The sequence below is a fragment of the Brevibacillus sp. FW301-21C12A genome (assembly GCF_058788915.1).
In genome coordinates, this window is the sequence record NZ_JBYTBG010000005.1 from 44,840 (window position 1) to 69,386 (window position 24,547).

The window sequence follows — 24,547 nt, forward strand, 5'->3', positions numbered from 1 at the left end:
TGGCAGGAGGGCCGCTCATGACCGAATTTTCCCGGATAGAGGAGTTCATTCAATCATACGCAGACAATATCGCCAAAGTGCTCGGGCTGGATGTCACGATCCTCGACGAGCAGGGGATACGGGTGAGCGGCACGGGCTACTATTCGGATCTGATTGGCTTGCCTGCGCCGGAAGGATCGTTTTTCCGGATGATTTTGCAGACCGGACAGCCGGGCATGATTTTTGACATGAAAAAGAACGACTCGCAGTGTATGAACTGCAAGTTTTTGCCGCAATGCCGGGAGCTGGCGACAATCGGTTTTCCGGTACACAAGCGGGAAAAGACGGTCGGCGTGATCGGCATTATCGGGTTTTCCCCCGAGCAAAAGGAAAAGATGCTGCACCATTCGGAAAAATGGATGCCTTTTTTGCAGCATACGAGCGCACTGATCGAGCACAAGCTGCTGGAACTGGACGCGGAGCGGGAAAAGGGCTGCAACATTCAGGAGGAAATGCCCCAGGCAGCGGTCAGCCCGGTGTACTTCGCCCAGCTCATCGGCGCTGATACGGGGTTGCGCGATGTGATCGCCAAGGCGAAAAAAGTGGCAAACAGCATCTCTACGGTGTTGCTCAGAGGGGAGAGCGGAACGGGGAAAGAGTTGCTGGCAAAGGCGATCCACAGCGAGAGCCAGCGAGCCAGACAGCCGTTTGTCGCCATCAACTGCGCGGCGATTCCCGAGACGTTGCTGGAAAGCGAGCTGTTCGGCTACGAAGGCGGGGCGTTCACAGGCTCGCGGCGCGAAGGCAAGCCGGGCAAATTCGAGTTGGCGCACAAAGGCACGATTTTTCTCGATGAAGTAGGCGATATCCCGTTGTCGTTGCAGCCGAAGCTGCTGCGCGTCCTCCAGGAAAAAACGGTCGACCGGGTCGGCGGCGTCAAGACGCTGGAGGTGGACGTCCGGGTCATTGCGGCTACGCACAAAGATTTGGAGAGCATGGTCAGAGAGGGGACGTTCCGCGAAGATTTGTACTACCGGCTGAACGTCATTCCGCTTCGCCTGAAGCCGCTGCGCGAACGGCGCGAGGACATCCCGCTTTACTTGCAGCATTTTTTGTATCGGTACGGGACGATTTTGCAAAAAGGCAGGCTGGAACTGGACGCCGGACTTGCCAGGCGGCTTGTCGCGTACGATTGGCCGGGAAACATCCGCCAGTTGGAAAATGCCGTGGAATACATGGTCAACATGGCAGAGGGGCCGACGATTGGCGATGCGGAGTTGCCGGAGTACTTGCTCACAGGCGAGGAGACGGTGGACGCTGAAAAGGCGGGAGCGGGGCTGGAGCAGTTGCTGGCTGATTACGAGCGCGCCATTTTGCAAAAGCATCTGGCGGACGAAAGGCATAGCAAGGACAAGGCGGCAATCGCCAGCGAGCTGCAAATCAGCCTCTCTACGTTGTATCGGAAAATGGAAAAGTACGGCCTTGAATTGTAAAAAACCAGCCGCTGTTTCGAACGGGCTTGAACTGCGCCGCGAAACAGGGCTGGTTTTGTGCGATCAGGCAAAAGCTAGACTTGCGGTTGGCGAGGGTGTTTGCTTGCTTTCAGCTCATAATGACCGCTTTTGGAGCTGATGATGTACTCTGGCCGTTTTTGTTCCCGCGCTTTGCGGTGGCCTTCGAGATGAGGCTCGCTCAGCTCCCACTGCTTCCACGCTTCTTTCGATTCCCAGCGGATCATGACGACCACTTCTTCTTCGCCTTTGCGCGGCTTTTGCACGAAAATGCTCAAATCTACAAAGCCCGGAGCTTCTTCCACCACGCCTGGCTCTCCGAAGCCTTTTACGATTGCATCGGCGTACCCTTCCTGAACAACGATCGTCTTGATTTCGACCATCATGAGCAAAAACACCCTTCCCCTATTGAATGTTGTCTTTTCTCATCGTAGGGAGATGGATTCTCGAAGTCAATCGGAAGTTGTCCAGTTACTGGAAGTAAAAGAGGACAGCGGCTCCCCTAAATGCCGCTGTCCTCTTGGGTATATAGGAATAAGTGCTGCTTACAGCAAAGACTTCACTTCTCCTGTGTTCGGGTTGACCACGAACCAGCCGTATGTGCTGGTGTAGCTGTCTCCGGACTGGAAGTTGTTCACGACCGTTTGGTACACCTGAATGACGTAGTGTCCTTTTTCGTCATCGTGGTCATATTCGACTACGTGTGTAGGAGTGAGGCTGGCGGCGTATTTCTTTTTGACCAGCTCGACTGCTTCCATTTTCGAATACATTTTCGCAACCGGCAGCTTGCCGATGAAAATCGACTTGGTTTTGGCATCGTAAATGACTGGCTTGTTCAGGTTTTCTGCTACGAAGCGGATTGGCACGTACACGGAGTTTTTGTACATGATGCCCTGGACATCGCTGTTTGGCGACTTTGGCACGCCTTCAAAGTAGTAGGTAAACGGCGTTTTTGTGTCTCCTGCCACATCCGGATAGTTCGGAGCCGCAATGGCGATTCCCGAAAAGAGTGCTGAACCGACAATAATTCCCCCAAAAAATGATTTCAAGTCCCATTTCATGTCGAAAAACCTCTCCCTTTGTCTAAATCTTCCCAGAAAACATTATGTCAAAGATCATGGGAGAAAAGCTATCAAACGAGGGTAATAGGAAACATAGACTAAGAACGGGGGGAAAGATAGGACTGGCAGAGCCAGGTCCCGGGTGGGGGCAGGACGAAACGATGGTTCAGAGATTCGCCAGTCTGTGGTAAGGTAATAGAAAGAATAGCGGACAAGGTGAGGAAAATGGCAATATTGCAAAACGACTGGGCGCCGATATTGGCGGGGGAATTTGAGAAGCCGTACTATTTGAAGCTCCGCCAGATTTTGAAGGAAGAGTACCAGACGCGAACGATTTACCCGGACATGTATCATATTTTTACCGCGCTCCACCTGACGAGCTACGAGCAGGCCAAAGTAGTCATTTTGGGACAGGACCCGTACCACGGTCCGGGACAGGCACATGGTCTGAGCTTTTCCGTCAGGCCGGGCATCAAGCCGCCGCCGTCGCTCGTCAACATTTACAAGGAGCTGCAAAGCGATCTGAATTGCACCATTCCCGAGCACGGTTACTTGAGCCACTGGGCAAAGCAGGGCGTCATGATGCTGAATGCCGTGCTTACCGTGCGGGCAGGCAATCCTAATTCGCACAAGGGCATCGGCTGGGAGCAGTTTACCGATCAGATTATCCATCTGTTGAACGAGCGCGAGAAGCCGCTTGTGTTCATCCTGTGGGGAAGGCATGCGCAGGAGAAGGCCGCTTTTATTGATAAAACGAGACATTGCATCATCGCTTCGCCTCATCCAAGCCCGTTCTCGGCCAATCGCGGCTTTTTCGGCAGCCGCCCGTTTTCCCGAGCGAATGCGTTTTTGCGCTCGCAAGGAATGGAAGAGATCGATTGGCAACTGCCGCTGCACGTCGAAGAAGAATAGTCGCAAAAAAGGATCTGCACCGTTTGGTTGTAACGGCGCAGATCCTTTTTTTCCTGTGCGGCTCAATCCTTGCTTTTGATGACGAGCAGTTGGCCTGTAGCGACGTCAATCGTTCCTGTCTGTTCCGTGAGCACGTTGCTGATGCCGAGCGTGTCGCCGATGCGCAGCGTGGCGTTTTCCAGCGGATACATGAAGCCGCGCAAAGTAATGCCGCTGACTTCCGCCGTCAAAGGCAGCAGGGAGACGTGGGCAAAATGGTCCTGCTCGATGCGGCAATGGCTGTCGACCAGGCGAATTTCATTTCGCTCATCGACAATGCGGCAGGAAGCTTTCGCCTGCAATGCTTTGTGCAGCAGTTGGACGTTGGCGAGCGTATGATCGAAGCGCGAGCCAAGCACACCGAGCAGCACAATTTCCGCGGGCTTTTGCTGAATCGCCCAGGCGAGCGCCATTTCGGTATCGGTCAAATCCTTCATCACGGGGTCGCATGAAGAGACGTGCAGGCTGTGGCGCTCGATTTCCGCCATTTCTTCGGCTGTGACAGAGTCGAAATCGCCAATTGACAGGCGTGGCGCGAAGCCGTGGCGAACGAGGAACATTGCGCCCCGGTCGACGCCGACGAGCCAGTCGTCTGCGCGAATGTGGCGGATGGCCCAGTCACCCAACTTCCCTCCTGCGAAAAGTAGGATGCGTGTTGGTTTCATGCTGCTGCCACCTTTTAATCCAATATCGTAGAGCGAAAAGTGCTTTGACAAGCGAGGCGATAGCCGGAGGCAAGCTTTTGGTCCAGCTTTTCCGATTCCTGCTTGGTCGGGGCATCGAGCAGAGAGGTGCCTGATACGACCAGGACACGGCACTTCCCGCAATAGCCCTGCCGGCATTTGTAGGAAAGCGGCTGCCCCTGTGCCAGTGCGGCTTGCAGCAGCGTCTGACAGGGGGCCTGTTCAACCGAAATCGTTTGGTCGTGCTGCTTGACCGTCACCTGTTTGCGCTTGATGGTAGTCTGGGGCTTGGTCTGAAGTCTGGAAAAGCTGCCAGCTCGCCCGGTTGTCTCCGGCATGTTACCGGACACAGGAGCAGGGGCTGGCGTCTGCACGGGAGAGCGTCCGGCGATAAGAGAGCCTACGGTGAGCTGTTTGCGCATAGGAACCTCCCGGGTACGTGATTTTTTCTATCTTACCACGCGAAAAGCAGGCGTGACAAAGAAAGCAAATGGCCGAACAGAAAAGATTGAATTTTTCGACCTCTTCAATTAAAATAATTTTATCGAAAAGAATGGAAGGTGATGGGATGATTACCATCAAGCGGATGAGTGACTGTACGTTTGCTGAAGTGACGAAAGCGTGGAACAGAGGATTTGAAGGCTATTTTATTCCGATCGTCATGACGGAGGAAATGCTGGTGCAGCGCCTGGGCAGCGAGGGCTATGCACTGTCGTTGTCTGTCGTCGCTTTTGACGGAACCGAGCCGATTGGACTTGTCGCAAGCGGACTGCGGACGATTGGCGGCCAAAAAGTCGCGTGGAACGGGGGGACAGGTGTCGCCACCGAATACCGCAGGCAAGGAGTGGGCCGTCAATTGATTGACGCTACGCTTGCGCTGTACCAAGAAGCGGGCGTGGAGGTTGCCACTCTGGAAGCGATGAGCCAAAACAGCAAAGCGATTGCCTTGTACGAGCAAAAAGGCTACGAAGTGGTAGACCGCCTCTTGTTCTGGCAACGAAGCGGTCCGCTGCCAGAGCACGCTTTTCACGCGCCGACCCAGTCTGACTACCGGATCAGAGGCGTGCTGGCCCAGGAAGTGGCGGCTCTGCCGTTTTACGCGGGGGATGTGGCCTGGCAAAACCAGTGGCAGAGCTTGCGCGACGCACAGGCGCTGGTGGTGGAGGACCGTCGCGGACAGGCAGTCGGGTATGCGATGTACAAAACGATGGTCAATGAAGCCGGACAGGTGAACGCCGTCGTTTTGCGGCAATGCGTGGCACAGCCGGACCATGAAGATGCCCTCGGCATTTTGAACGTCGCCCTTGCCCATGTGTTTGCCCCGTATGAGCGGGATTGCCGCAGGGCCACATTCAATTTGCGGGCAACGGAAGGGCTGCTGCTCGATGCGCTTGAGGCAGCGGGCTTCGGACCGTCGGAAACCGAGCAGGTGTACATGGTCAAACAGATGAAGGCGGCAGAACAAGTCGGGCAGTGACCGGGCAATTTGCCCCTTCAATGCTGGCAGTTGGTGCAGGCAAATACTTTGCGGGACGAAAGCTCGCCTTTTTCAATCGGCTGTCCGCAGCGCGGGCAAGGCTCTCTACCCCGGTCGTACACTTGGCAGCGCTCGTCGAATCCACCCGTCAAGCGGTCGCCGCGATACAGCGGCTGGTCCATGTAGCCGCCGAAGCGGATCGCTTCCGTAAGCACCGTCTGCATGGAATGGTACAGTCTCGCTCGCTCCCCGGCAGTCAGCTCGGGAATGCGCCGCGTCGGCAAAATTCCCGCGTGAAAGCAGATTTCGTCGGAGTAGCAGTTGCCGATGCCTGCGATCCAATGCTGGTCGACCAAGGTTGTTTTCAGCACGCCGCGTTTTTCTGCGAGCAGCTCAAGAAAACGATCGAGCGTAAAGCCCGGCTCCAGCGGCTCGGGGCCGAGCGAGGCCATCCTCTCGTCGATCTGGTCGGGGGTCAAAAGGTGCAAATAGCCAAGGCGCAGCCCGTGAAAATAAAGGATGCGCTCGCCAAAGGACAGCGTCACCTGGGCTGTTCGCGCCAGCTTGTCTTCCGCTGTGCCCAAGTAGAGGAAGCCGCCCAGCATGAGGTGCAGCAGCAGGACGTGCCCGCTCTGCAAATGAAACAAAAGGTGCTTCGCGCGCCGTTCGATGAGCGTCAGGCGGTTGCCCTGTACAGTCTGAACAAACTGCGCCGGGGGTACGTTAATCGTCTTTTCCCGCTGGACAGTGGCAGCGGTAATGGCAGCGCCGCAGATTTGCTGATGAAGCAGCCCGCGATACGTTTCCATCTCTGGCAATTCCGGCATTGGCGATTCTCCCCTTCCTGGAAGTGAATGTATTTTCATAGGATTCCCAGTATGGGCAGTCAGCATGCCAGACCCGTTCTCTTTTTGGTGGCGGGTCTTTTGGTATTGTTTTTGCACAAGATTACCAACCCCATTCGTAAATCGGGTAATATAGTATAAGGGTAAGCCCCGAAGCAATTTGGACGGACAGGAGATTACATATGCAAAAAGTAGAATTGATCGCTACGGCGACTTTTGGATTGGAATCGGTGGTGGCGGAGGAAGTAAAAGCGCTCGGCTACGGCCCGGTTCAGGTGGAAAACGGCAAAGTGACGTTTTCCGCCGATATTTCTGCGATTCCTCGCTCAAATTTGTGGTTACGAACGGCCGACCGCGTGCGTCTAAAGATAGGGGAATTCAAAGCGACGACGTTTGACGAGCTGTTTGAACAGACAAAGGCCCTGCCTTGGGCCGATTGGATTACGGAAGACGCCGCGTTTCCGGTCGAAGGAAAATCGGTCAAATCCACCTTGTTCAGCGTGCCGGACTGCCAGGCCATCGTGAAAAAAGCGGTGGTGGAGAGTCTGAAAAAAACGTACAAGCGCGACTGGTTTGAGGAAAAAGGGCCGCTGTACAAAATCGAGGTAGCGCTGCTCAAGGATGTGGCGACGCTGACGATTGACACTTCGGGACCGGGGCTGCACAAGCGCGGCTACCGCGAGCTGATCGGTACGGCTCCATTGAAGGAAACGATGGCGGCGGCGATGATTTTGCTGTCCCGCTGGAAACCGGATCGCGTCTTCATGGACCCGTTTTGCGGCTCCGGCACGATTCCGATTGAGGCAGCGCTGATCGGACAAAACATCGCACCGGGAATGAACCGGGAATTTGTGTCCGAAGCGTGGCCCGTCATTCCGAAGACAGCCTGGAGAGAGGCGCGCGCCGAGACGCACGATTTGGCCCGCTACGACCAGAAGCTGGAGATTATCGGAACTGACCTGGATGACGAAATCCTCAAAGTCGCGCGCCGCAATGCCGCCGAAGCGGGCGTGGACGAGCTGATTCATTTCCAGCGCATGGACGTGCGCGATGTGCGGACCAAGCGCAAGTACGGCTATCTGATTTGCAATCCGCCGTACGGGGAGCGCCTGGGCGAGTGGAAGCAGGTCAGCAGGCTGTACGGCGAAATGGGGAAAACGTTTGCTGCCATGGACACGTGGTCTTTTTACATCATCACTTCGGACGAGCAGTTTGAGGAGCATTTCGGGCGGACGGCGAGCAAGAAGCGCAAGCTCTACAACGGCAACATCAAGGTGGACTACTATCAGTTTTTCGGCCCCAAGCCGCCTCGTCAGCCCATGGTTTCCCCGACCGAATAAACGCAGCAGAGGGGCATATTGGAGGAGAAGTTTGCAATGAGAAAGAGAACATTTGGGAGCAAGATGCTTACTGCCTGTCTGGCGCTGTCTGCCTTGCTGGTTCAGGTGGCTCCGCCATCGTATGCGGCAAATGAGCCACAGCAGAAGGCAGAGACCGGAAAAGCAGCGCAGGAGACTGTGGAATTTACCGATTTGGGGAACAGCTATGCACGTAACGCCGTCAATCGGCTGGCCGGGCTGCACCTCATCAGCGGTCAGGGCGATGGCCGCTTCAATCCGCAAAACACCATGTCGCGCCAGGATATCGCGGTGCTGCTGACAAAGGTAGTGGGCTTGCAGCCGAGCCAGATTGAACAGGCTGTGTTTGCCGACGTGCCGAAGGAAAGCCCGTATGCTCCGTTTGTTTACGGACTCGCCGACCTTGGCGTGATGACTGGCAGAGGCAATCAGACACTCGGCGGCTCCGATCCGCTTACCCGGCAGGAGCTGGCCGTCATCCTGTCTCGCTTGATGAAGGCGAGCGGCGTCACAAAAGCGCCGGCACAAAGTACGGTCGCCTACAGCGACGAAGCGGAAATCGCCGACTACGCCAAAGCGGCGGTCGAGGAAGTGACCAACCAGCGCTGGATGCAGGGCGCGGCTGGCAAATTCAACCCGGGCGGAACCGTGACCCGCGCGGAGGCGGCAGTCATCGCGGAGCGCGTGCTCGATGCCCGCTACCAGCAGGCGGAGCAGGTGGATTTTACGGTAGACACGCCGCGTCTGAGCGTGCTTGCAGGTACGAGCGAGCGGCTGGCGGTAAAAAGCGCCAAAGGGGACGAGCTGCCTTTTACCCCGATCTTCGCCTTTGATCGCCCTGAGCTGGGTACGGTGTTGGCAGACGGAACCTTCGTCGCAGGCCCGACTCCGGGAAAAGGAAACTTGACCGTAACAGTAGGCTATAAAACCGTTACCGTCCCGGTGGAGATCAAGGACGCTGGCAAACCGCCTGTCGCAGTGGCGGGAGAGTCTGGCTCAACTGGCACAACCGCCCCGACTGTCACTGCTCCTGCCGATAGACCGCAAGCTGGCGAGAGCAAGCCAGCGACAGAGAGCGAGAAAACGGAAACTGACCCGGCAACGGCTGCCGACGATGCGCAGCAACCAGCAGAAGAGAAAGAAGCGGTCGAGCCTGCCGAGCAGGACGAGCTGGTCAACATCGCTCCGGGCAGCTTCACCTCGGTCGCTACTTTTGGACCGCCGGACTCGTATTTCCAGCAGGTGGAAAAGCAGTATCCAGGCCCTGTAGGCGGACTGGTCACGCCTTCCGAGGAATGGACCGGGTACAACCGTCAGTTCGGCCGCAAGGTGACGGTTGCGCTCAACGAAGCAAAGCCGCTGGAGCGGGTCGCGTTGACGTTCAAGCAGCAAAAAACGTCCGGGATCACGCTGCCGGAATACATGGAAGTCGAAGTGTCCCGCGACGGTAAAGCGTGGTCGTACGCCGGACGCGCTGTCCACGACGTTCCTGCTAGCGAGAATCAGGTGGTCGTGCGCACGCTCGCCGTCACGCTGCCTGATGTACAAACGCGTTACGTCCGGGTATCGTTCCCGGTGAAGGTGTTTGCTTTTGCCCGCCAATTGGAGGTCTGGGCGAAAAACGAGAGCGACTGGCAAGGCGGAGCTGTCCTCTTGCCGCCGCCAAGCCCGGCGAAAGCGACGCAGGACCAAAAAGCGACGCGCCGCGTGGAAAACATGCTGCTCGCTTACTCGGGAGCGTATGGAGAGCGCGGAACGTGGACGAAGGAAGATTTTCTGCCGATGGTCGGCTATCGCACTGCGGACGGCTACATGCGCGACCAGATGTTCGACACGATCCTTTTCCTGCCGTACCAGAACATGCCTGTCACCAAAGACGGCTGGCGCGGCTACATGAATGACTTGTTCGGTACTGGCAAGCAGCTCGATGCGTTGAACCAGGCGATGCGGGAGTACAATCGCCTGCGCGGTACGCTGTACACGACGCCGACCCAGGAAAATGTCGTGCTGGCCTTGCCGTATCCAAACGCTGCTCAAACCAACTTCGGCCAGATTGAGGACAACAAGCCGTCCTTGTCGTTCAATCCTGCGGGAATCGGGGAGGAACAGGCTTACCTGAACCGCAAGGCGGCGCTGGAATGGTACTTCCAGGAGCTGCAAAAGCGCTGGAACAAGGAAGGGTACGCCTATCTGAAGCTGGAAGGCATCTACTGGTTCCACGAGCTGATCGAGGACAGCGCCCCGAAAGAGCGCACCCTCATTCGCGACATGGCCAGCATGGTGCATAACGAAGCGCTGCGTTTTTACTGGATTCCTTACTACGGGGCGCCGGGCGTGGCCGAGTGGAAGTCGTTGTCCTTCGATTACGCGTTCCTGCAGCCTAACTACTACAGCGACAAGCCTGTGCAGCTCGACCGGATCGAAGGCGTGCTGGACGTCGTCAGCAAGTACGGGATGGGCGTAGAGATCGAAGGGGACGAGCGGATGTACCGCGATCCGAAGTTCTACCAGACTTACTACAACCAGCTCGTAGCTGCCCACAAGCTGGGGATGGACAAAAACAACATCCACGCTTACTACTACGGCTCCAAGACGCTGATCGAGTCGGCGAACAGCAAGGACCCGGTCATGCGCGCCATTTACGACGATACGTACAAATGGATGCGCGGACGTTTTGACCGGGAAGAATATTTTGAGGCGACCGAGCTGCCTTAGGGCGTGAAAAAAAGAGTCTGTTTCCCCGCGTGTGGTGGGAGACAGGCTCTTTTTTGGTGCGTGGGCGGAGTAGAGGTCAGGGCGGACTTCGCTCGTGTAGCATCGGACAGAGTCAGGCCCCTTCAAGCTTGCTTGCAGCAGCAGCGCTGTTCGCTACACGGGAGAAGACGGCATTTTTCCGAGCGTCTGCCCACGGATCGCTACCAGATCGCGCAAGATCGCCGCTCGCATCGAAACGAGCCGCGGACACGGGTGATAGTAGTCTTGGCCGTTGGAGCATTTTTTGCCGAAAACAGGGACACCGGACAAGGCAATTTGCTTCTTCCACAAGCTTTTCAGCGCAGAAAAGTGCCGCCATGACCTTCGTTGCAAGCACCTTTTATTACGTACAGGCTGCCACTCGTCCCTGACCTGTGCCTAGTCTGCCTGTTTGGCCGGGATCATGCGGAACAAGACGATATACAGATAGGCGCTGAGCAAGGTAATCCCGAGAATCACGCTGAACACTCCCAGCGGAGAGAGCCATTGGGACAGCCCGATCGTCAGCGGGGCAATGAAGCGTCCGATGGAAAACTGCAGTGAAGAAGCCCCCATATACTGCCCGCGCGCGTCTTCTGGCGAGTATTTGCTGATGAAGCTTTGCGCGACCGGCGTGCGGATCAGCTCGCCCAAGGTCAGTACGCCCATACAGGCGAACAGCAGCCAAATATTTGTGGTAAAGGCCATGAAAAACATGCCGAATCCGTACAGGACAGACGAAATCACGAGGCTGTTGCGGTCGTTCCAGCTTTCAAACCAGCGCGTGACAGGCAGGGTGAACAGGACGACGAGCAGGCCGTTTAGTCCCATCAGCCAGCCGAATGCGCTCGTGCCCCCCACAGACAGCTTCCAGTCGCCCCAGGACAGCAGCGTCTGGTCAAAGACGTGCTCTTTGATGTACAAAGCCATGTACATATCGAGCTGCATGAAGGCGAAAGCGATCAGGATGCCCGCGACGATGTAGAGGGCGAAAGCCTTGTCGCGGAAAATAATCGCGTAGCTTTTGAATTGCTGGGTCAGGGAAAAACGTTCCTTGGCCTTTTCCTGGCGAATGTGATCGGGCAGCGTCTCTTTTATCAGGAAAAAGAGGGCGAGCGCAAACAAAAACTCGATGATTGTACAGACGAGCAACAGCTCTGAGCGGTAGTGGACGAAAAAGAACGAGCCGAGAACAGGGCCAGCCACGACCCCGATGTTCATCGCGGTGTAAAACGTGGCGAAGACGATCCGGCGGTCTTCCTCCGTCGTCAGGTCGGCGACCATGGCAGAGCTGGCAGGCCAGTAAAGCGCCCCGCCAATCCCGATCCCGATAAACGCGATATAGTCAATCCACGGCGATGGGGAGAAAGCAAACAGGGCAAACATCGCCGTCGACGTACAGAGCGAGAGCAGCATCGTAAATCGCCGCCCTACCCGGTCAGCCAAATAGCCCCCGAACAGATTGAACAGCATGCCGAGCAGCGGCGGCACCATCAGGAGCAGCCCGGCTACGTCCTTGCCGAACGTATCGCTGAAGTAAAGCGCCATAAACGGAAAGTACATCCAGAAAAAAGTATGGGTAATCAGTTCGCCAAAAAGACGCACCTTTAAGTTCAAATCCCACGAACGCCATTGCATGACACAAATTCCTCCATTTCTTTTTACGTTCAAATAATCAGCAGGTGCCGTGACCGCGCTTTTTTCCGAAAGAGGACAAGGCGGCTGCTCTTTTTGGGCCAAACATCTCGATGCACGGCTCTTCGCGGGTTTTTCCACAACAAAAAGCGCAAACGGCTGGAGAGACAATGCTCTTTTCCGCTTGCGCTTGATCGGACGATACAAGGGTGGCAGGAAAATCCGAAAAATCGGGGAGCAAAGAAGGCTTTGTGCCCACGAAAAAAGGGTACAAAAAGCCAACTGCTCACACCGCGTATCGGCACCCACCAGTCATATCGGGAAAAAGACGGAAGCGGTTCAGGCATCCTGCAGTATCAAACGATAGATAGGGTTGGTAAGAGGCGGGGCCTCTCAGCAAAAGGCCCTACCTAAGCAGTGATAACTACAGAAAACACCATGAACTCAGCACTCCCGTCTTTCAAAATATTTGAACAGGTAAACTCTTGTTGATTAGAATACTCTACGGAAATGATTTTAGGCAAGAGAAATTTTCGCTTTTTTTGGAATTGTACCAAGCGCTGTCAGCTTCCGCCCCGTTGCGCGCTCGCAGGTGGTATGATAGTCAGGACGAGGCGGACAGAGTCGGAGCCTGATTGAAAAAGCGCCGCACATTCGGTAAAATATTTTTTATTAAGTTCATGATGAAAACGGGGGAGATTGCATGTTGGACACTCGAATTGTCAAGCTGGCAGAAAATCTGCTCAGTCATTCCGTGCGGTTGCAGGAAAAGGAAACGCTGTTGATTGAAGTGCGCGGGGAAGGCCACGCGCTGGCAAAAGAGCTGGTCAAGCAAGCGTACGCCAAGGGAGCCTATCCGTTTGTGCGGGTTCTGGACATGCAAATCCAGCGGGAGCTGATGATGGGAACAAGCGCAGAGCGGGCGACCCATCTGGCCAAGTGGGAAGAGCCGATGTTCAAGGATCTCGATACGTATATCGTTATCAACGGCCCGTCCAATGACAGCGAAATGTCAGATGTGCCGGTAGACCGTCGCCGCGCCCACCAGAGCGTGATGCAAGAGCTGAACGATTACCTCGTATCGAATGTGCGCTGGACGCTGCTCAACTACCCGACAACGGCGATGGCCCAGAGTGCCAACATGTCTACAGAGGCGTTCGAAGACTTTTACTTCGATGTCTGCTCCCTGGACTACAAAAAGATGCACGAGGCATTCCTCCCGTTGAAACAATTGATGGACCGCACAGACAAAGTGCGTCTGGTCGGGCCGGGAACCGACCTGCGCTTCTCGATCAAGGACATCCCGAACGTCATCTGCTCCGGACTGCGCAATATCCCGGACGGCGAAATCTTCACCGCACCTGTGCGCGATTCGGTGAACGGCAAGATTACGTTCAACACAGCGACCAGCTATATGGGCACCCGGTTTGAAAATGTCAGCCTGACGTTTGAAAACGGCAAAATCGTAGAAGCGACCGCCAACAACACCGAGAAGCTCAACCAAATTTTCGACACGGACGAAGGCGCGCGGTACATCGGCGAGTTTGCGATCGGCGTGCACCCGTACATTTTGCATCCGATGAACGACATTCTGTTCGACGAGAAGATTGCGGGCAGCTTCCACTTCACGCCAGGCCGCGCGTATGAAAACGCGGACAACGGCAACCGCAGCCAGATCCACTGGGACATGGTGAATATCCAGCGCCCTGAGTACGGCGGCGGCGAAATCTGGTTTGACGACGTCCTGATTCGCAAGGACGGCCTGTTTGTCCTGCCTGAGCTGCAAGGGCTGAACCCGGAAAACCTGAAAGGGTAACCACGAGAAAAACAAGCCATCATGCTACGAGCATGGTGGTTTTTTTGGCAACGATAGTTTCCGCCAAAGGCTTGGCGCAGCCGAGATTGCTGTGGCCTGCAGGCAGCTTGCGGGAGCGCGGGCAATTTGGGAGGCGGGCATGTCAGGCGTCCTTTTGCTACAATAGGGAAAAAGCATGGAACAGAGGGATCAGACGTGAGCCGCAAAGACTGGATGGAATACACCGTCAAGGAAGAAGACACCGGAATGAACGTGGAACAAATTGTCCGGCAAAAGCTGAGCGTATCCGGGCGCATGATGCAGCGGCTGACGAGAAGCAAAGGGATTTTGCTCAACCGCAAGCCGCCTTTTTTGCAGCGGCAGGTGAAGGCGGGAGATGTGATCGCTGTGCGCGTAGCCGATCGGCAGGAGCAGCTTCAACCGCCGCCGCAGCTTGCTGCCCAACCGTTGACCACGGACAGCAAGGTTGTTCCGGTGGACATTTTGTATGAGGACGATCATTTGCTGGTCGCAAACAAACCGGCAGGCTTGATGGTGCATCCCGTCAAGCAGGAGCATAATGAAACATTGTTGCACTCGTTGGCTGATCTGTTCGCCAAAAGGGGAGAGAGCGTCAGCATCCATCCCGTGCATCGACTCGATAAAGACACCTCCGGGGCCATCCTCGTGGCAAAGAGCAGCTACGGCCATCAGTTGGCTGACCGGGTCCTGCGCGAAGGAGGCCTGCACCGCGAATATTTGGCCGTAGTCAGCGGACGGCTGGCAGATGGCACGGGGACGATTGAAGCGCCCATCGGCAAAGACCCGCGCCATCCGACGAAAAGGCGGGTGACAGACGGCGGAGATCACGCTGTCACGCACTACGAGGTGAAACAGACTTCGGAAGGGATGTCTCTCGTCCGCGTCTGGCTGGAGACGGGGCGAACGCACCAAATACGCGTACACTTCGCCCATATCGGCCACCCGCTCGCAGGAGACACGCTGTACGGCGGAGCGAGAGGGCTGTTGCGCAGGCAGGCATTGCATGCCGCCAGCTTGCGCTTTGTGCATCCGCTGCTCGAAAAGGAGCTGGCGGTAGAAGCTCCGGTGCCAGCAGACATGAGGCGGTTGCTGCAGGCTGAATTTGCATAGGTGTGAGGAAAAGAAAAGGACTTTGCCAGAAGTCCTTTTTTTCGTATAGAGCCGATGTTTATCCGGCATGCGTGCAAGATGGCGAGACTGGGGACGAAGGGAGAAGCAAGACTCAAGGCCGCGTCAATGGCCTGGCTCAGCCAAATTTTCTAATGGGCAAAACGAAAGGGAGTTGAATAACGTAACAGTGTTATGTTACATTGTTTTTGGAGGTGCTTTACATGGACCCTAACCTGATCTCAAAAAAGGAGTTGCTGGAGCTGACGGGGATATCGTACGGCCAACTGTACCGCTGGAAGCGCAAAAACCTGATTCCAGAGGACTGGTTTATTCGGCGGGCGACTTTTACCGGACAGGAAACCTTTTTCCCGCGAGAACAGATCATGAACAGGATCGAAAAGATCGTTCACATGAAAGACGACTTGTCTCTCGATGAGCTGGCCGACATGTTTTCCCCCAATTTGGCTAGTACGCAACTGACCTCCGACGAGCTGCTTGCGCGAAACATTGTTTCTGTGCATTCCCTGGAGCTGTTTGCAAAGTACTACGGCAAGCCGGAGGTGTACTCGTTCGAGCAGATGCTGTACGTCTACGTCCTGGATCGGCTGTTGAAAACGGGGGAAATGAGCGTCGACGAGAGCGGCGGGCTGTTGCAGGTGCTGGTCGATCACTATCCGAGCTTTGAGGGCAAGGCTTGCGAACTGATTTTTGTGCGGAAAATGGGGATTTCCACGTTTGCGCTGGTGCAAGGCTCCGCTGATCTGCATTTTGACAGCGGGACGAAATGGGTGGTTCGGCTGAACTTGGCCGCATGCATAGAAGAGTTGAAAGCAAAAATCTTGTAGGCATAGGAGATGAGGGCGATGAGCGAAAACAAGCCAGACCTCGTCATTCACGGCTCGGTGAATGCTTCGGGAGGCACGTATAACAAAGTAGATGTGCAGGGCTTTGGCAAAATCAAAGGGGATGTGGAGTGCGAGACGCTGCATTGCGCGGGCCATCTCGGCATCGCCGGGAATGTGCGGGGAGCATCGGCAAAGGTGGAGGGAAATTCGTCCATCAGCGGCAACGCCGAGCTGGAAACGATCGAAGTGTACGGCCAGCTCGATGTGGATGGTGACTTGTCTTTTACCAAAATGAGAGTAGACGGCAACACGAAGGTGCGCGGCAGCCTGACAGGCGAAGAAGTGAAGGTGCGCGGCATGCTGAAGACGACAGGGGATTGCGAAGCAGAAGTGTTCTCTGCAAAAGGCGCGTTTACCGTTGGCGGCCTGCTGAATGCAGGGCGGATCGAAGTCTATCTGCACGCCGGCTGCGAGGCAAAGGAAATGGGCGGAGAGTACATCGAGGTCCGCAAAGGAGGCAGCAGCACGCTCAACAAGCTGTTGAAGCACATTTTTAACAACGCCTTCATCCTCTCGGTAGACACGATTGAAGGCGATGACATTTATTTGGAATATACACACGCCAAGGTCGTTCGCGGCAAAAACGTCGAGATTGGACCGGGCTGCGAGATTGAGCTGGTCGAGTCTTCGGAAGAGTTTCGTCTCGATCCCGACTCCCAGGTCAAGCAGCATGTAAAGCGGTGAGGCCGACAGGTTGAAACCTTCGGCTTGGCATTTGGATATCCGGCTGCCATATGCCGTGGTGTACATCTCTGGGAAAAGAGCAGTTGCAAAAAAAGCATGCGAAAACTCATTCTGGCAAAGCAACAAACGGCCTAGAGTAGCGGGTGGTTGCTATGCAGCCGGACAAAAAACAAGCTGAGGGAGAGCTTGTTTTTTTGTTAGGGGAGATGAAGTGAATTTTTTCGTTTGCGAACGCATGCAAGTATTTACATGCATGCATCGCCGGGATATAATGTGCATGGAAATTTATGAAAATGAAAGCAATTGCTTGCATGGTTCGGAGGTGCATTATGGATCACCCACATATAGATCAGGCTTCTGGAGGGAGGGGAGAGGAGCAGGAGACGCGGGAGAAAATTTTGTCTGCGGCCCGCCAGTTGATGGCGCAAAAAGGCTACAAGGGAGCGACGACCCGCAAAATTTCCGAACTGGCCGGAGTTAATGAGGTGACGATTTTTCGCCATTTCAAAACGAAGGTGGCAATTCTCGAAGAGCTGCTCAAAGACGTTCTCGACGTGCGGGAGCAGTTGGAGCAAGGGCTGCAGGGCGAGTTCGCCAACGTCAAAGAGATGCTTATTACGTATGCAAGGACGTATTACCACTTGCTGGTGGAGCGCAAAGAAATTTTGATGATTTGCATTGTCGAGGCAGACAATTACCCGGAGGTCGTCAAGCTGTTCAGCAGTTTGCCGATGACCGCCGTAGACGTGCTGAGCGCAAAGCTCGCCGAATTTCAGGAGCAGGGACACCTGCCCAAATCTGATCCTTGCACAGCGGCTTTGATGTTCATTTCGACGTTCTTTTATGCGTTCATGGCCAAGTACCGCGTCAGCCTTGATGCCCCGATCATCAATGACGAGGAACAACTGTATGAGCATGCGTCAGAAATTTTGCTGGAAGGAATCAAACGGGCGTAAAAAAACAAAATCGTGTGATGGTACATAGGAGCGGGGGAAGTCATGAAGAGAAAATGGCTTGTGTCTGTAATGATGATGGGATTGTTGACAACAACGGCATGCAGTGAGCAGCAGCCTGCCGCAGCCCCGGAAAAGGAAGTCAAGCAGGTCGTCGTGGCCGCAGTCAAAAAGGAACAGGCGGAAACGGTGTCAGAGCTGTCTGGAACGCTGGAGCCGCTGGAAGAGGCTGTCGTCTCTTTTGAAGTGGGCGGCCAGCTCGTGGAGATGGCGAAAAACGAGGGCGACAAGGTCAAGGCGGGGGATGTGCTGGCTCGGCTCAACGCGCAGGACTATTCGCTGCAGGTCGCTTCCTCGGACGCAGCGGTTCAACAGAGCGCTGCCAATCTGAGCAAGGTCAACAACGGAGCGCGGGAGCAGGAGATCGCCCAGGCGCGGCTGCTGGTCGAAAAGGCAACGGTTGCTCTGCAAAAAATGCAGGATGATTTCAAACGGATTGAACAGCTTTATCAGCAAAAGGCGATTTCGCAAAGCGAGTTCGAGACGGCGCAGAACGGGCTGACGCTTGCGCAAAAAGATTTGCAAAATGCACAACAGGCGTACTCGCTGGTGACCCAGGGGGCGCGTGCAGAAGACAAGGAGCTGAGCCGGGCCACCTACAACCAGGCTGTGATCGCAAAACAAGTGGCGGCAAGCACCCTGGCAAAAACACAGCTCCGCTCTCCCATCAATGGCACCATCATCGCCAAGCTCACATCTGCGGGCAATCTGGTCGGATCCGGGACTCCTGTGTACAAGGTCGGCAATATCGACACGCTAAAAGTCGTGCTGCCAGTACCTGACCGCGAGATTTCCGTCTGGAAGGAAGGCGAGACGATTTCGCTCGATCTGTACGGCCAGAAGCGCGACGGCAAGGTCACCAAAATATACCCGGCGACCAACCAGAGCACAGGGACGATCGGTGTGGAAGTGCAGGTGGCCAACTCCGCGCACGACTGGTTTGCCGGGCAAGTCGTCAAGGCGACCAAGACGATCAAAGGGCAGGCTGGCGTCTATGTTCCGGTTGAGGCCGTTATCAGCCGAGGAAAAGACGACGCCCATGTGTTTCTCAATGCGGGCGGCAAGGCTGTAAAAACAAAGGTAGAGATCGGACAGATTTCCAATGACAAACTGGAAATTAAAAGCGGGCTGAAAGAGGGGGACCAACTGATCGTCAAAGGTGTCGACCGTTTGTTTGACGGCGACCCGATTGAGTCGGCAGGAGGGAACCAGCCGTGATTACGTACATTGTCAAGAAACGCAAGATCACACTGCTGTTTTTTGTCATGGTCGTGCTGGTCGGCTTCCTCAGCTTTTTTCAGCTACCGAAGCAGGAGTCGCCTGACATCATCGTCAACCTGGCGACCGTGACAACCATTTACCCGGGAGCTTCGCCAGAGAAGGTCGAGCAGACGGTGACGAAGAAGCTGGAGGAAAAAATCAATGAACTGCAAGGACTGAGCTATATTTCCTCCACCTCTTCGCTAGGCGTCTCCTCGATCATCGTGGAAGCGAAAAGCGATGTGGACCCGAAGCAAAAATGGGATGAGCTGCGCAAAAAGGTAAAAGACGCAGAGGCCGAGCTTCCGGCAGATGCAAAGCAGCCGATCATCAACGACGACCTGAACCGCACGTTTGTCCAGACGTTTGCGGTGACGGCAGATTCGCGGGAGCAACTGTACAGCATGCGCGACATGCTGAAGTCGTGGAAAGAGCAACTGCGCACGATTCCCAATGTGGCGGACGTCCAGGTAGAAGGCTTGCCGAAGCAGGAAGTTCACATCGAGGTGGATACGCAAAAGCTGAGCCAATACGGCATAACGTGGAGCCAGGTAATGATGGCGGTCAAACGGGAAAATGAAAAAATCCCGCTGGGCGATTTGACGACCGACAAACGCACTTATCAATTGAAGCTGGCGGAAAACGTGAATGTGGAAGAGCTGAACAACGTATTGATCTCCCGCACACAAGCGGGCTTCCCGATCTATTTGAAGGACATCGGGCAGGCGAAGCTGACGACGGAGACAGTCAAATCGGTCTCTTATTACAACGGCAAGCCTTCGATCTCGGTCAGCATCAATGCGGAGACAGGAAGCGACGTGCCATCGCTGCAAAAGCGCGTGGACGAAATGATGCTGACGCTGGACAAATCGCTGCCAGTCTGGGCGGAAAGACATTCGATCTACAGCCAAAACGAGCGCGTGGATGAGCTGTTCAGCGATCTTACCCGGGAAATGATTATTGCCGTCATCGCGGTTTTGCTCGTTTGCACGCTGGGCTTGAACCTGATTACTTCGTTTGTCGTGGCCTTGGCGATCCCGATTTCGCTTGCGGTGGGGCTCTTGTTCTTGCCGTCGCTTGGCATCACGATGAACATGATTTCGATTGTCTCGCTCATTATCGTGTTGGGAATTTTGGTCGATGACGCCGTGGTAGTGAACGACAACATTGAGCGGCGCTTGTCCGTGCTGGGCGAAAAGCCGCTGGCGGCAGCAGTCAACGGCGCCAGGGAAGTGTCCATTTCGATTGTGACCGCGACATTGGCGACGATTGCCTCGTTTGCCCCGCTGATGTTTTTGAACGGAAACGCAGGCCAGTTCATTCGCCCCGTCCCGGCGATCATTTCGTTGACGATGCTGGCGTCCATGATTATGTCGCTGACGATCATTCCGATTTTCCGGCAATGGTATGAAGAGCGGCGCAAAGCAGGCGCGGAAGGGTACCGCAAGCCTGCGGGGCTGCTGGGCAAACAACTGACGCAGTTGACGAACTGGTACGCAGGCAAGCTGATGCCGAAAATTCTCAAGCGTCCGCTGTTGGCCGGGATGATTGGCGTTTTGATCGGGACGGCCGCATACGGCTTGATTCCGCTCACTCCCGTGCAGTTGTTCCCGAACGATGACCGCCCGCAGTTTCTCGTAGATATTCGCGTGCCAGTAGGGAGCAGTCTGGAGGAGACAGATCGGGTCGTGCGGGGTGTATCCGACTGGATCATGAAGCAGCATGGAATCGAATCGGTCGCTTCCTACGCCGGGGGCAGCGCTCCGAAAATGTTTGGCGGCGACACAGAGGCGGGAAGCGGCATCACCGTCGGGCAGCTCGTCGTGCGTTTTAATGAAAAGGAAACGAAGATCGAAAACATGCTGGAGCCTTGGACGGAAGAGTTCAAGAAAATGTACCCAGAAGCGACTGTTTTGCCTAAGCAGTTGGAGGCGGGACCACCTGTCGGCAAGCCGGTTGTCATCCGCGTGTACGGGGAAGACATCGAGACGCTCCGCTCGCTTGCGGCGCAAATCAAAGACAAGGTGGCGGGGATTGCAGGCACCTACGACGTGCAGGATAATTTCGGCGTAGAGCGCTACACGCTTGAATTTGTCGTCAACAAAGAGCTGATGGAGCAAAAGCTGGTCAACTACACGGACCTGTCGACGACGCTCAGGCTGGTCAGCGAAGGGATCAGCGTCAGCGAGTTCGACACCGGCGACGAATTGATCGACATGAAGCTGTTCCTGCAAAAAGGCGAAGAAGACCCTGCTCTGTTGTTTCAGCGTCTGAGCATCGCCAACGCCCGTGGCGAGCTGATTCCGCTGTCGCAACTGGCGGAAGTAAAGCCGACTTTCAGCACGCAGGCGATTCCGCATCGCGATTTGTCGCGGAGCGTAACGGTATCGGCTGATGTCAAAAACCGCACGGCAACAGAAGTGATGACGGAAATTCAGCCGATGCTCGACAGCATGTCTTTGCCCGAAGGCTATCGCATTGACATCGGCGGGGAAACGTCAGAGCAGACGGATATTTTTATCGACATGGGCAAACTGTCCATTCTCGTCGTGTTCCTGATCTTGATTTTGATTGCGATGCAATTTTACTCGCTGTCCATCCCGGTGCTGGTCATGAGCACCGTCTACTTGGCGGTAGCGGGCAGTCTGATCGGACTGTTCGTGACCCAGACCCCGCTTGGCTTCATGACGATGATGGGAGTCATCTCGCTGTCGGGAATCGTCGTGCGCAACGGAATTGTGTTCATCGAGTTCATCGAAGAGGCGCGGCATGCAGGGGCAGAGCTGAAGCAGGCTGTCATTTCGGCAGGCGAGGCGCGCTTGCGGCCGATTTTGCTGACCTCGTTTACTGCGGTGGCGGGTCTCATGCCGCTCGCGATTTCCGGCGACGTCCTGTTCAAGCCGCTCGCCGTCACGATCATTTCCGGCCTGCTGTTCTCGACGCTGTTGACGTTGATAGTCGTGCCGTCCTTCTACACGGTGCTGACCCAGCGCAAGCTGAAAAAGCAGGCGAAAAAAGCGGCAAAGCGTCCGGACTTGTACGGGCCGGAGGCAGAGGTGATGTAAGGAAAATACAGCAGCGGCAGTCTCTCGCGCAATTTGCGACAGGGACGCCGCTGTTTCGTTTTGTTTGCTGGCTGTGAAGGGGGAGGCGAGCACGAGCGGCAGCAGGACATTGCTTACCGATTGGGCATGTGCCATTTTCGCCCTGCGCCACCCGATGAACTACAGCAAGGGAAGCGAGACGACCAGCAAGAGTGGGCTGCCCACGAAAAAAACAGCTTCTGCCACAAAAGGTTGTGCCAGAGCGCGACAGGGACGTTTTTTTCCAGAAGCTGGACGCGGTGAATTGTCCCTAGGAGACAATCAGCGGCAGCAGGAGCATTGCCATTAACAAGCTGTCCGGAAATGCAGGTGGACATAAAGTGGAGTGATTCTCTTTGACTGGGTATTATTTCGTGATTTTTTGAGGTTTTTTCCTTTTTTCCTCCTATTTATACGACTATTGATCTATACTAAAGGTACATTTTTCAAATTTTTGCAAGAGTTTGCTTGCCGCAAGAAACACACCCAGACGTGTGTTATGATAGAATCAACGATACTGTACTCATAGAAAATAGAGAGAGAACGCAAAACAGGAAGGGAGTGTCCAGGATGCAACAGCCCCAGCTTCTACATGAAGAAAAGGTATTCAAAGACCCCGTTCACCGCTACGTCCACGTGCGGGACAAATTCATTTGGGACTTAATCAACTCGCCAGAATTTCAACGTCTGCGCCGGGTCAAGCAACTGGGCACCAGCTTTTTTACCTTTCACGGTGGAGAGCACAGCCGTTTTAACCATTCGCTTGGCGTGTACGAGCTGATGCGGAGAATTTTGGAGACATTTGAAGGCCGGATTCAATTGACGTATGAGGAAAAGTTGCTGTGTCTGTGCGCAGCCCTGCTCCACGATGTCGGGCATGGGCCGTTTTCCCATTCGTTTGAAAAGGTGTTCAAATACCATCACGAGGATTGGACGCGTGCGATCTTGCTGGGAGACACGCAGATCAACCGGATTTTGCGCCGTTTGGATGAAGAGTTCCCGAAGAAGCTGGCGGAAGTCATCAACAAAACATACGACAACAAGTTGATTGTCAGCCTGATCTCCAGTCAGTTGGACGCGGATCGGATGGATTACTTGCTGCGGGATGCCTACTACACAGGCGTCAACTACGGCAATTTCGAGATCGAGCGCATTTTGCGCGTCATGCGGCCGCAGGAGGACGGGATCGTCTTCAAGTTCAGCGGAATGCATGCGGTCGAGGACTACATCATGTCGCGCTACCAAATGTACTGGCAAGTTTATTTCCACCCGGTGACGCGCAGCGCGGAAGTCGTGCTTTGCAAAATTTTTCAGCGGGCCAAGTGGCTGTTTGCGAACGGCTACGCGTTTTCCCAGGAGCCGGTCATGCTGCTGCCGTTTTTGCAGGAAAAAGTGGAGCTGGCCGATTATTTGGCGTTGGACGAGTCGGTCATTTTGTTTTACATGCAGCTTTGGCGCAAGGAAGACGACCCGATTTTGAAAGATTTATGCGCCCGTTTTCTGGACAGGAATCTCTTCAAATACGTCGAATATAATCCAAGAGATTTCCGCTTGCTGGCAGAACTGAAAAAGCAGTTCCAACAGGCGGGCATCGACCCGATGTATTATTTGGAGGTAGACACGACCTCCGATCTTCCGTATGATTTTTACCGTGCCGGAGAAGAAGAGGAGCGGATTCCGATTATGCTCCAGATGCCTTCCGGCGAGCTGGTAGAACTGTCGCAGAAGTCTGAGATTGTACAGGCCATTAGCGGAAAGCGGCGATTTGACTACAAATTGTACTTTCCATTGGATAAAGTCATGGCTTTGCCGGGGGAGCTCTCCCGGAAGATTCGAGAACGTCTGGGAGTGATGGAGGATGCTTAATCGTCACGCCAAGATCATTCGTCTGATCGAAATTGTCGGCGAAGTGAGCGGGCGAAAAAAATTGCAGAAAATGGTGTACATAGGAAAACATCTGGAGATGGATTTCGATGAGCGCTACGAGTTTCACATGTATGGCCCGTATTCGGAGGAACTGACGCTCAGGGTGGACGAGCTGTGCAACATGGGGCTTTTGGACGAGCAGGTGGAGAGCAAGGGCGCCATTCACATGTACCGCTATTCTCTGAACGAAACGGGACGCGACTTCCTCCGTTTTCACGAAGTCGACTTCGGGCTGGGAGAGCGGGCCATTTTGCGAATGAACGAGGAAAACTCCCGCTTTCTTGAACTGGTATCCACCATCCTGTACTTCAGCCATTTGCCCTACGAAGAAATGAAGGGCAAAATTTTTACTTTTAAGAGCAAGCAGCGCTACACCGAGGAGGAAATCCAGAAGGGTCAGGCGTTTATTGAGGAATTGCGCTCATTGGTGCAAGGAGACGGCACGAAACCGATGTAGCCGATTATGCATAGACCGACCAGCACGGCGTACGAACTT

General features: G+C 54.9%; 21 protein-coding genes. 14 read left to right on the forward strand and 7 right to left on the reverse strand.

Annotated elements, in window-relative coordinates:
• Positions 1-17: 17 nt before the first annotated feature.
• A complete protein-coding gene (locus AC3WQH_RS05140; protein WP_005830307.1) occupies positions 18-1,472 on the forward strand; it encodes a sigma-54 interaction domain-containing protein in 1,455 nt (484 codons plus the stop codon).
• 74 nt (positions 1,473-1,546) lie between these two features.
• On the opposite strand, the gene AC3WQH_RS05145 is transcribed toward AC3WQH_RS05140, so the two are convergent.
• Positions 1,547-1,876 (reverse strand): antibiotic biosynthesis monooxygenase family protein, encoded by a 330-nt coding sequence (locus AC3WQH_RS05145; RefSeq protein ID WP_005830305.1) that lies wholly within the window; start codon positions 1,874-1,876, stop codon positions 1,547-1,549.
• Positions 1,877-2,035: 159 nt separating this feature from the next.
• Positions 2,036-2,551: a stalk domain-containing protein gene (locus AC3WQH_RS05150; protein ID WP_007777268.1), complete on the reverse strand. Its 516-nt coding sequence runs from the start codon at positions 2,549-2,551 to the stop codon at positions 2,036-2,038.
• Between the two features lie 225 nt (positions 2,552-2,776).
• On the opposite strand from AC3WQH_RS05150, the gene AC3WQH_RS05155 reads away from it, so the two are divergent.
• Positions 2,777-3,463, forward strand: coding sequence for a uracil-DNA glycosylase (locus AC3WQH_RS05155; RefSeq protein ID WP_007777264.1), 687 nt, complete (start codon positions 2,777-2,779; stop codon positions 3,461-3,463).
• Positions 3,464-3,525: 62 nt separating this feature from the next.
• Here AC3WQH_RS05155 and AC3WQH_RS05160 read toward each other — a convergent pair whose 3' ends face one another.
• Together AC3WQH_RS05160 and AC3WQH_RS05165 are read right to left on the reverse strand one after the other, a co-directional pair.
• Entirely contained in the window at positions 3,526-4,167 is a 642-nt protein-coding gene (locus tag AC3WQH_RS05160; RefSeq protein WP_007777260.1) for a thiamine diphosphokinase, read from the reverse strand.
• Between the two features lie 14 nt (positions 4,168-4,181).
• A complete protein-coding gene (locus tag AC3WQH_RS05165) occupies positions 4,182-4,607 on the reverse strand; it encodes a 2Fe-2S iron-sulfur cluster-binding protein (protein ID WP_310670053.1) in 426 nt (141 codons plus the stop codon).
• Positions 4,608-4,753: 146 nt separating this feature from the next.
• Between AC3WQH_RS05165 and AC3WQH_RS05170 the strand changes: the two genes are divergently transcribed.
• Positions 4,754-5,662 carry a GNAT family N-acetyltransferase gene (locus tag AC3WQH_RS05170; protein WP_005830297.1) on the forward strand — a complete coding sequence of 303 codons (909 nt, stop codon included), beginning with the start codon at positions 4,754-4,756 and terminating at the stop codon, positions 5,660-5,662.
• 17 nt (positions 5,663-5,679) lie between these two features.
• On the opposite strand, the gene AC3WQH_RS05175 is transcribed toward AC3WQH_RS05170, so the two are convergent.
• Positions 5,680-6,489 carry an Fpg/Nei family DNA glycosylase gene (locus AC3WQH_RS05175; RefSeq protein WP_221843066.1) on the reverse strand — a complete coding sequence of 270 codons (810 nt, stop codon included), beginning with the start codon at positions 6,487-6,489 and terminating at the stop codon, positions 5,680-5,682.
• A 200-nt stretch (positions 6,490-6,689) separates the two neighbouring features.
• On the opposite strand from AC3WQH_RS05175, the gene AC3WQH_RS05180 reads away from it, so the two are divergent.
• Together AC3WQH_RS05180 and AC3WQH_RS05185 are read left to right on the forward strand one after the other, a co-directional pair.
• Positions 6,690-7,847 (forward strand): THUMP domain-containing class I SAM-dependent RNA methyltransferase, encoded by a 1,158-nt coding sequence (locus AC3WQH_RS05180; RefSeq protein WP_005830294.1) that lies wholly within the window; start codon positions 6,690-6,692, stop codon positions 7,845-7,847.
• 36 nt (positions 7,848-7,883) lie between these two features.
• Positions 7,884-10,580 carry a DUF4855 domain-containing protein gene (locus AC3WQH_RS05185; RefSeq protein WP_492331926.1) on the forward strand — a complete coding sequence of 899 codons (2,697 nt, stop codon included), beginning with the start codon at positions 7,884-7,886 and terminating at the stop codon, positions 10,578-10,580.
• 153 nt (positions 10,581-10,733) lie between these two features.
• Here the strand turns inward: AC3WQH_RS05185 and AC3WQH_RS05190 are convergent, their stop codons facing one another.
• The gene (locus AC3WQH_RS05190) at positions 10,734-10,952 is read right to left on the reverse strand and encodes a hypothetical protein (RefSeq protein WP_129552168.1); all 219 of its coding nucleotides are present in this window, start codon (positions 10,950-10,952) and stop codon (positions 10,734-10,736) included.
• A 45-nt stretch (positions 10,953-10,997) separates the two neighbouring features.
• Entirely contained in the window at positions 10,998-12,236 is a 1,239-nt protein-coding gene (locus AC3WQH_RS05195) for an MDR family MFS transporter (protein WP_005830290.1), read from the reverse strand.
• A gap of 700 nt (positions 12,237-12,936) precedes the next feature.
• On the opposite strand from AC3WQH_RS05195, the gene AC3WQH_RS05200 reads away from it, so the two are divergent.
• The 9 genes from AC3WQH_RS05200 (at position 12,937) to AC3WQH_RS05240 (ending at position 24,508) form a co-directional block, all read left to right on the forward strand.
• Entirely contained in the window at positions 12,937-14,049 is a 1,113-nt protein-coding gene (locus tag AC3WQH_RS05200; RefSeq protein ID WP_005830287.1) for an aminopeptidase, read from the forward strand.
• A 195-nt stretch (positions 14,050-14,244) separates the two neighbouring features.
• Positions 14,245-15,180, forward strand: a complete 936-nt coding sequence (locus AC3WQH_RS05205) for an RluA family pseudouridine synthase (RefSeq protein ID WP_005830285.1) — start codon at positions 14,245-14,247, stop codon at positions 15,178-15,180.
• Positions 15,181-15,401: 221 nt separating this feature from the next.
• Positions 15,402-16,025, forward strand: coding sequence for a YhbD family protein (locus AC3WQH_RS05210; protein WP_007786144.1), 624 nt, complete (start codon positions 15,402-15,404; stop codon positions 16,023-16,025).
• 18 nt (positions 16,026-16,043) lie between these two features.
• Positions 16,044-16,769, forward strand: a complete 726-nt coding sequence (locus tag AC3WQH_RS05215; RefSeq protein WP_235694598.1) for a polymer-forming cytoskeletal protein — start codon at positions 16,044-16,046, stop codon at positions 16,767-16,769.
• A gap of 329 nt (positions 16,770-17,098) precedes the next feature.
• Positions 17,099-17,725 (forward strand): TetR/AcrR family transcriptional regulator, encoded by a 627-nt coding sequence (locus AC3WQH_RS05220; protein WP_005830281.1) that lies wholly within the window; start codon positions 17,099-17,101, stop codon positions 17,723-17,725.
• 42 nt (positions 17,726-17,767) lie between these two features.
• Positions 17,768-19,000, forward strand: coding sequence for an efflux RND transporter periplasmic adaptor subunit (locus tag AC3WQH_RS05225; protein ID WP_221843068.1), 1,233 nt, complete (start codon positions 17,768-17,770; stop codon positions 18,998-19,000).
• Entirely contained in the window at positions 18,997-22,107 is a 3,111-nt protein-coding gene (locus AC3WQH_RS05230) for an efflux RND transporter permease subunit (protein WP_005830277.1), read from the forward strand. The genes AC3WQH_RS05225 and AC3WQH_RS05230 overlap by 4 nt, the downstream gene beginning before the upstream one ends.
• Positions 22,108-22,695: 588 nt before the next feature.
• Positions 22,696-23,991 carry an HD domain-containing protein gene (locus AC3WQH_RS05235; RefSeq protein WP_005830276.1) on the forward strand — a complete coding sequence of 432 codons (1,296 nt, stop codon included), beginning with the start codon at positions 22,696-22,698 and terminating at the stop codon, positions 23,989-23,991.
• Positions 23,984-24,508, forward strand: coding sequence for a YwgA family protein (locus AC3WQH_RS05240; RefSeq protein ID WP_005830274.1), 525 nt, complete (start codon positions 23,984-23,986; stop codon positions 24,506-24,508). Before AC3WQH_RS05235 ends, AC3WQH_RS05240 begins: the two co-directional genes overlap by 8 nt.
• Positions 24,509-24,547: the final 39 nt, after the last annotated feature.

Coding starts and splice junctions, on each gene's coding strand:
- AC3WQH_RS05140 (WP_005830307.1), top strand. CDS start 18: ATGACCGAATTTTCCCGGATAGAGGAGTTCATTCAATCATACGCAGAC.
- AC3WQH_RS05145 (WP_005830305.1), bottom strand. CDS start 1,876: ATGATGGTCGAAATCAAGACGATCGTTGTTCAGGAAGGGTACGCCGAT.
- AC3WQH_RS05150 (WP_007777268.1), bottom strand. CDS start 2,551: ATGAAATGGGACTTGAAATCATTTTTTGGGGGAATTATTGTCGGTTCA.
- AC3WQH_RS05155 (WP_007777264.1), top strand. CDS start 2,777: ATGGCAATATTGCAAAACGACTGGGCGCCGATATTGGCGGGGGAATTT.
- AC3WQH_RS05160 (WP_007777260.1), bottom strand. CDS start 4,167: ATGAAACCAACACGCATCCTACTTTTCGCAGGAGGGAAGTTGGGTGAC.
- AC3WQH_RS05165 (WP_310670053.1), bottom strand. CDS start 4,607: ATGCGCAAACAGCTCACCGTAGGCTCTCTTATCGCCGGACGCTCTCCC.
- AC3WQH_RS05170 (WP_005830297.1), top strand. CDS start 4,754: ATGATTACCATCAAGCGGATGAGTGACTGTACGTTTGCTGAAGTGACG.
- AC3WQH_RS05175 (WP_221843066.1), bottom strand. CDS start 6,489: ATGCCGGAATTGCCAGAGATGGAAACGTATCGCGGGCTGCTTCATCAG.
- AC3WQH_RS05180 (WP_005830294.1), top strand. CDS start 6,690: ATGCAAAAAGTAGAATTGATCGCTACGGCGACTTTTGGATTGGAATCG.
- AC3WQH_RS05185 (WP_492331926.1), top strand. CDS start 7,884: ATGAGAAAGAGAACATTTGGGAGCAAGATGCTTACTGCCTGTCTGGCG.
- AC3WQH_RS05195 (WP_005830290.1), bottom strand. CDS start 12,236: ATGCAATGGCGTTCGTGGGATTTGAACTTAAAGGTGCGTCTTTTTGGC.
- AC3WQH_RS05200 (WP_005830287.1), top strand. CDS start 12,937: ATGTTGGACACTCGAATTGTCAAGCTGGCAGAAAATCTGCTCAGTCAT.
- AC3WQH_RS05210 (WP_007786144.1), top strand. CDS start 15,402: ATGGACCCTAACCTGATCTCAAAAAAGGAGTTGCTGGAGCTGACGGGG.
- AC3WQH_RS05215 (WP_235694598.1), top strand. CDS start 16,044: ATGAGCGAAAACAAGCCAGACCTCGTCATTCACGGCTCGGTGAATGCT.
- AC3WQH_RS05220 (WP_005830281.1), top strand. CDS start 17,099: ATGGATCACCCACATATAGATCAGGCTTCTGGAGGGAGGGGAGAGGAG.
- AC3WQH_RS05225 (WP_221843068.1), top strand. CDS start 17,768: ATGAAGAGAAAATGGCTTGTGTCTGTAATGATGATGGGATTGTTGACA.
- AC3WQH_RS05235 (WP_005830276.1), top strand. CDS start 22,696: ATGCAACAGCCCCAGCTTCTACATGAAGAAAAGGTATTCAAAGACCCC.
- AC3WQH_RS05240 (WP_005830274.1), top strand. CDS start 23,984: ATGCTTAATCGTCACGCCAAGATCATTCGTCTGATCGAAATTGTCGGC.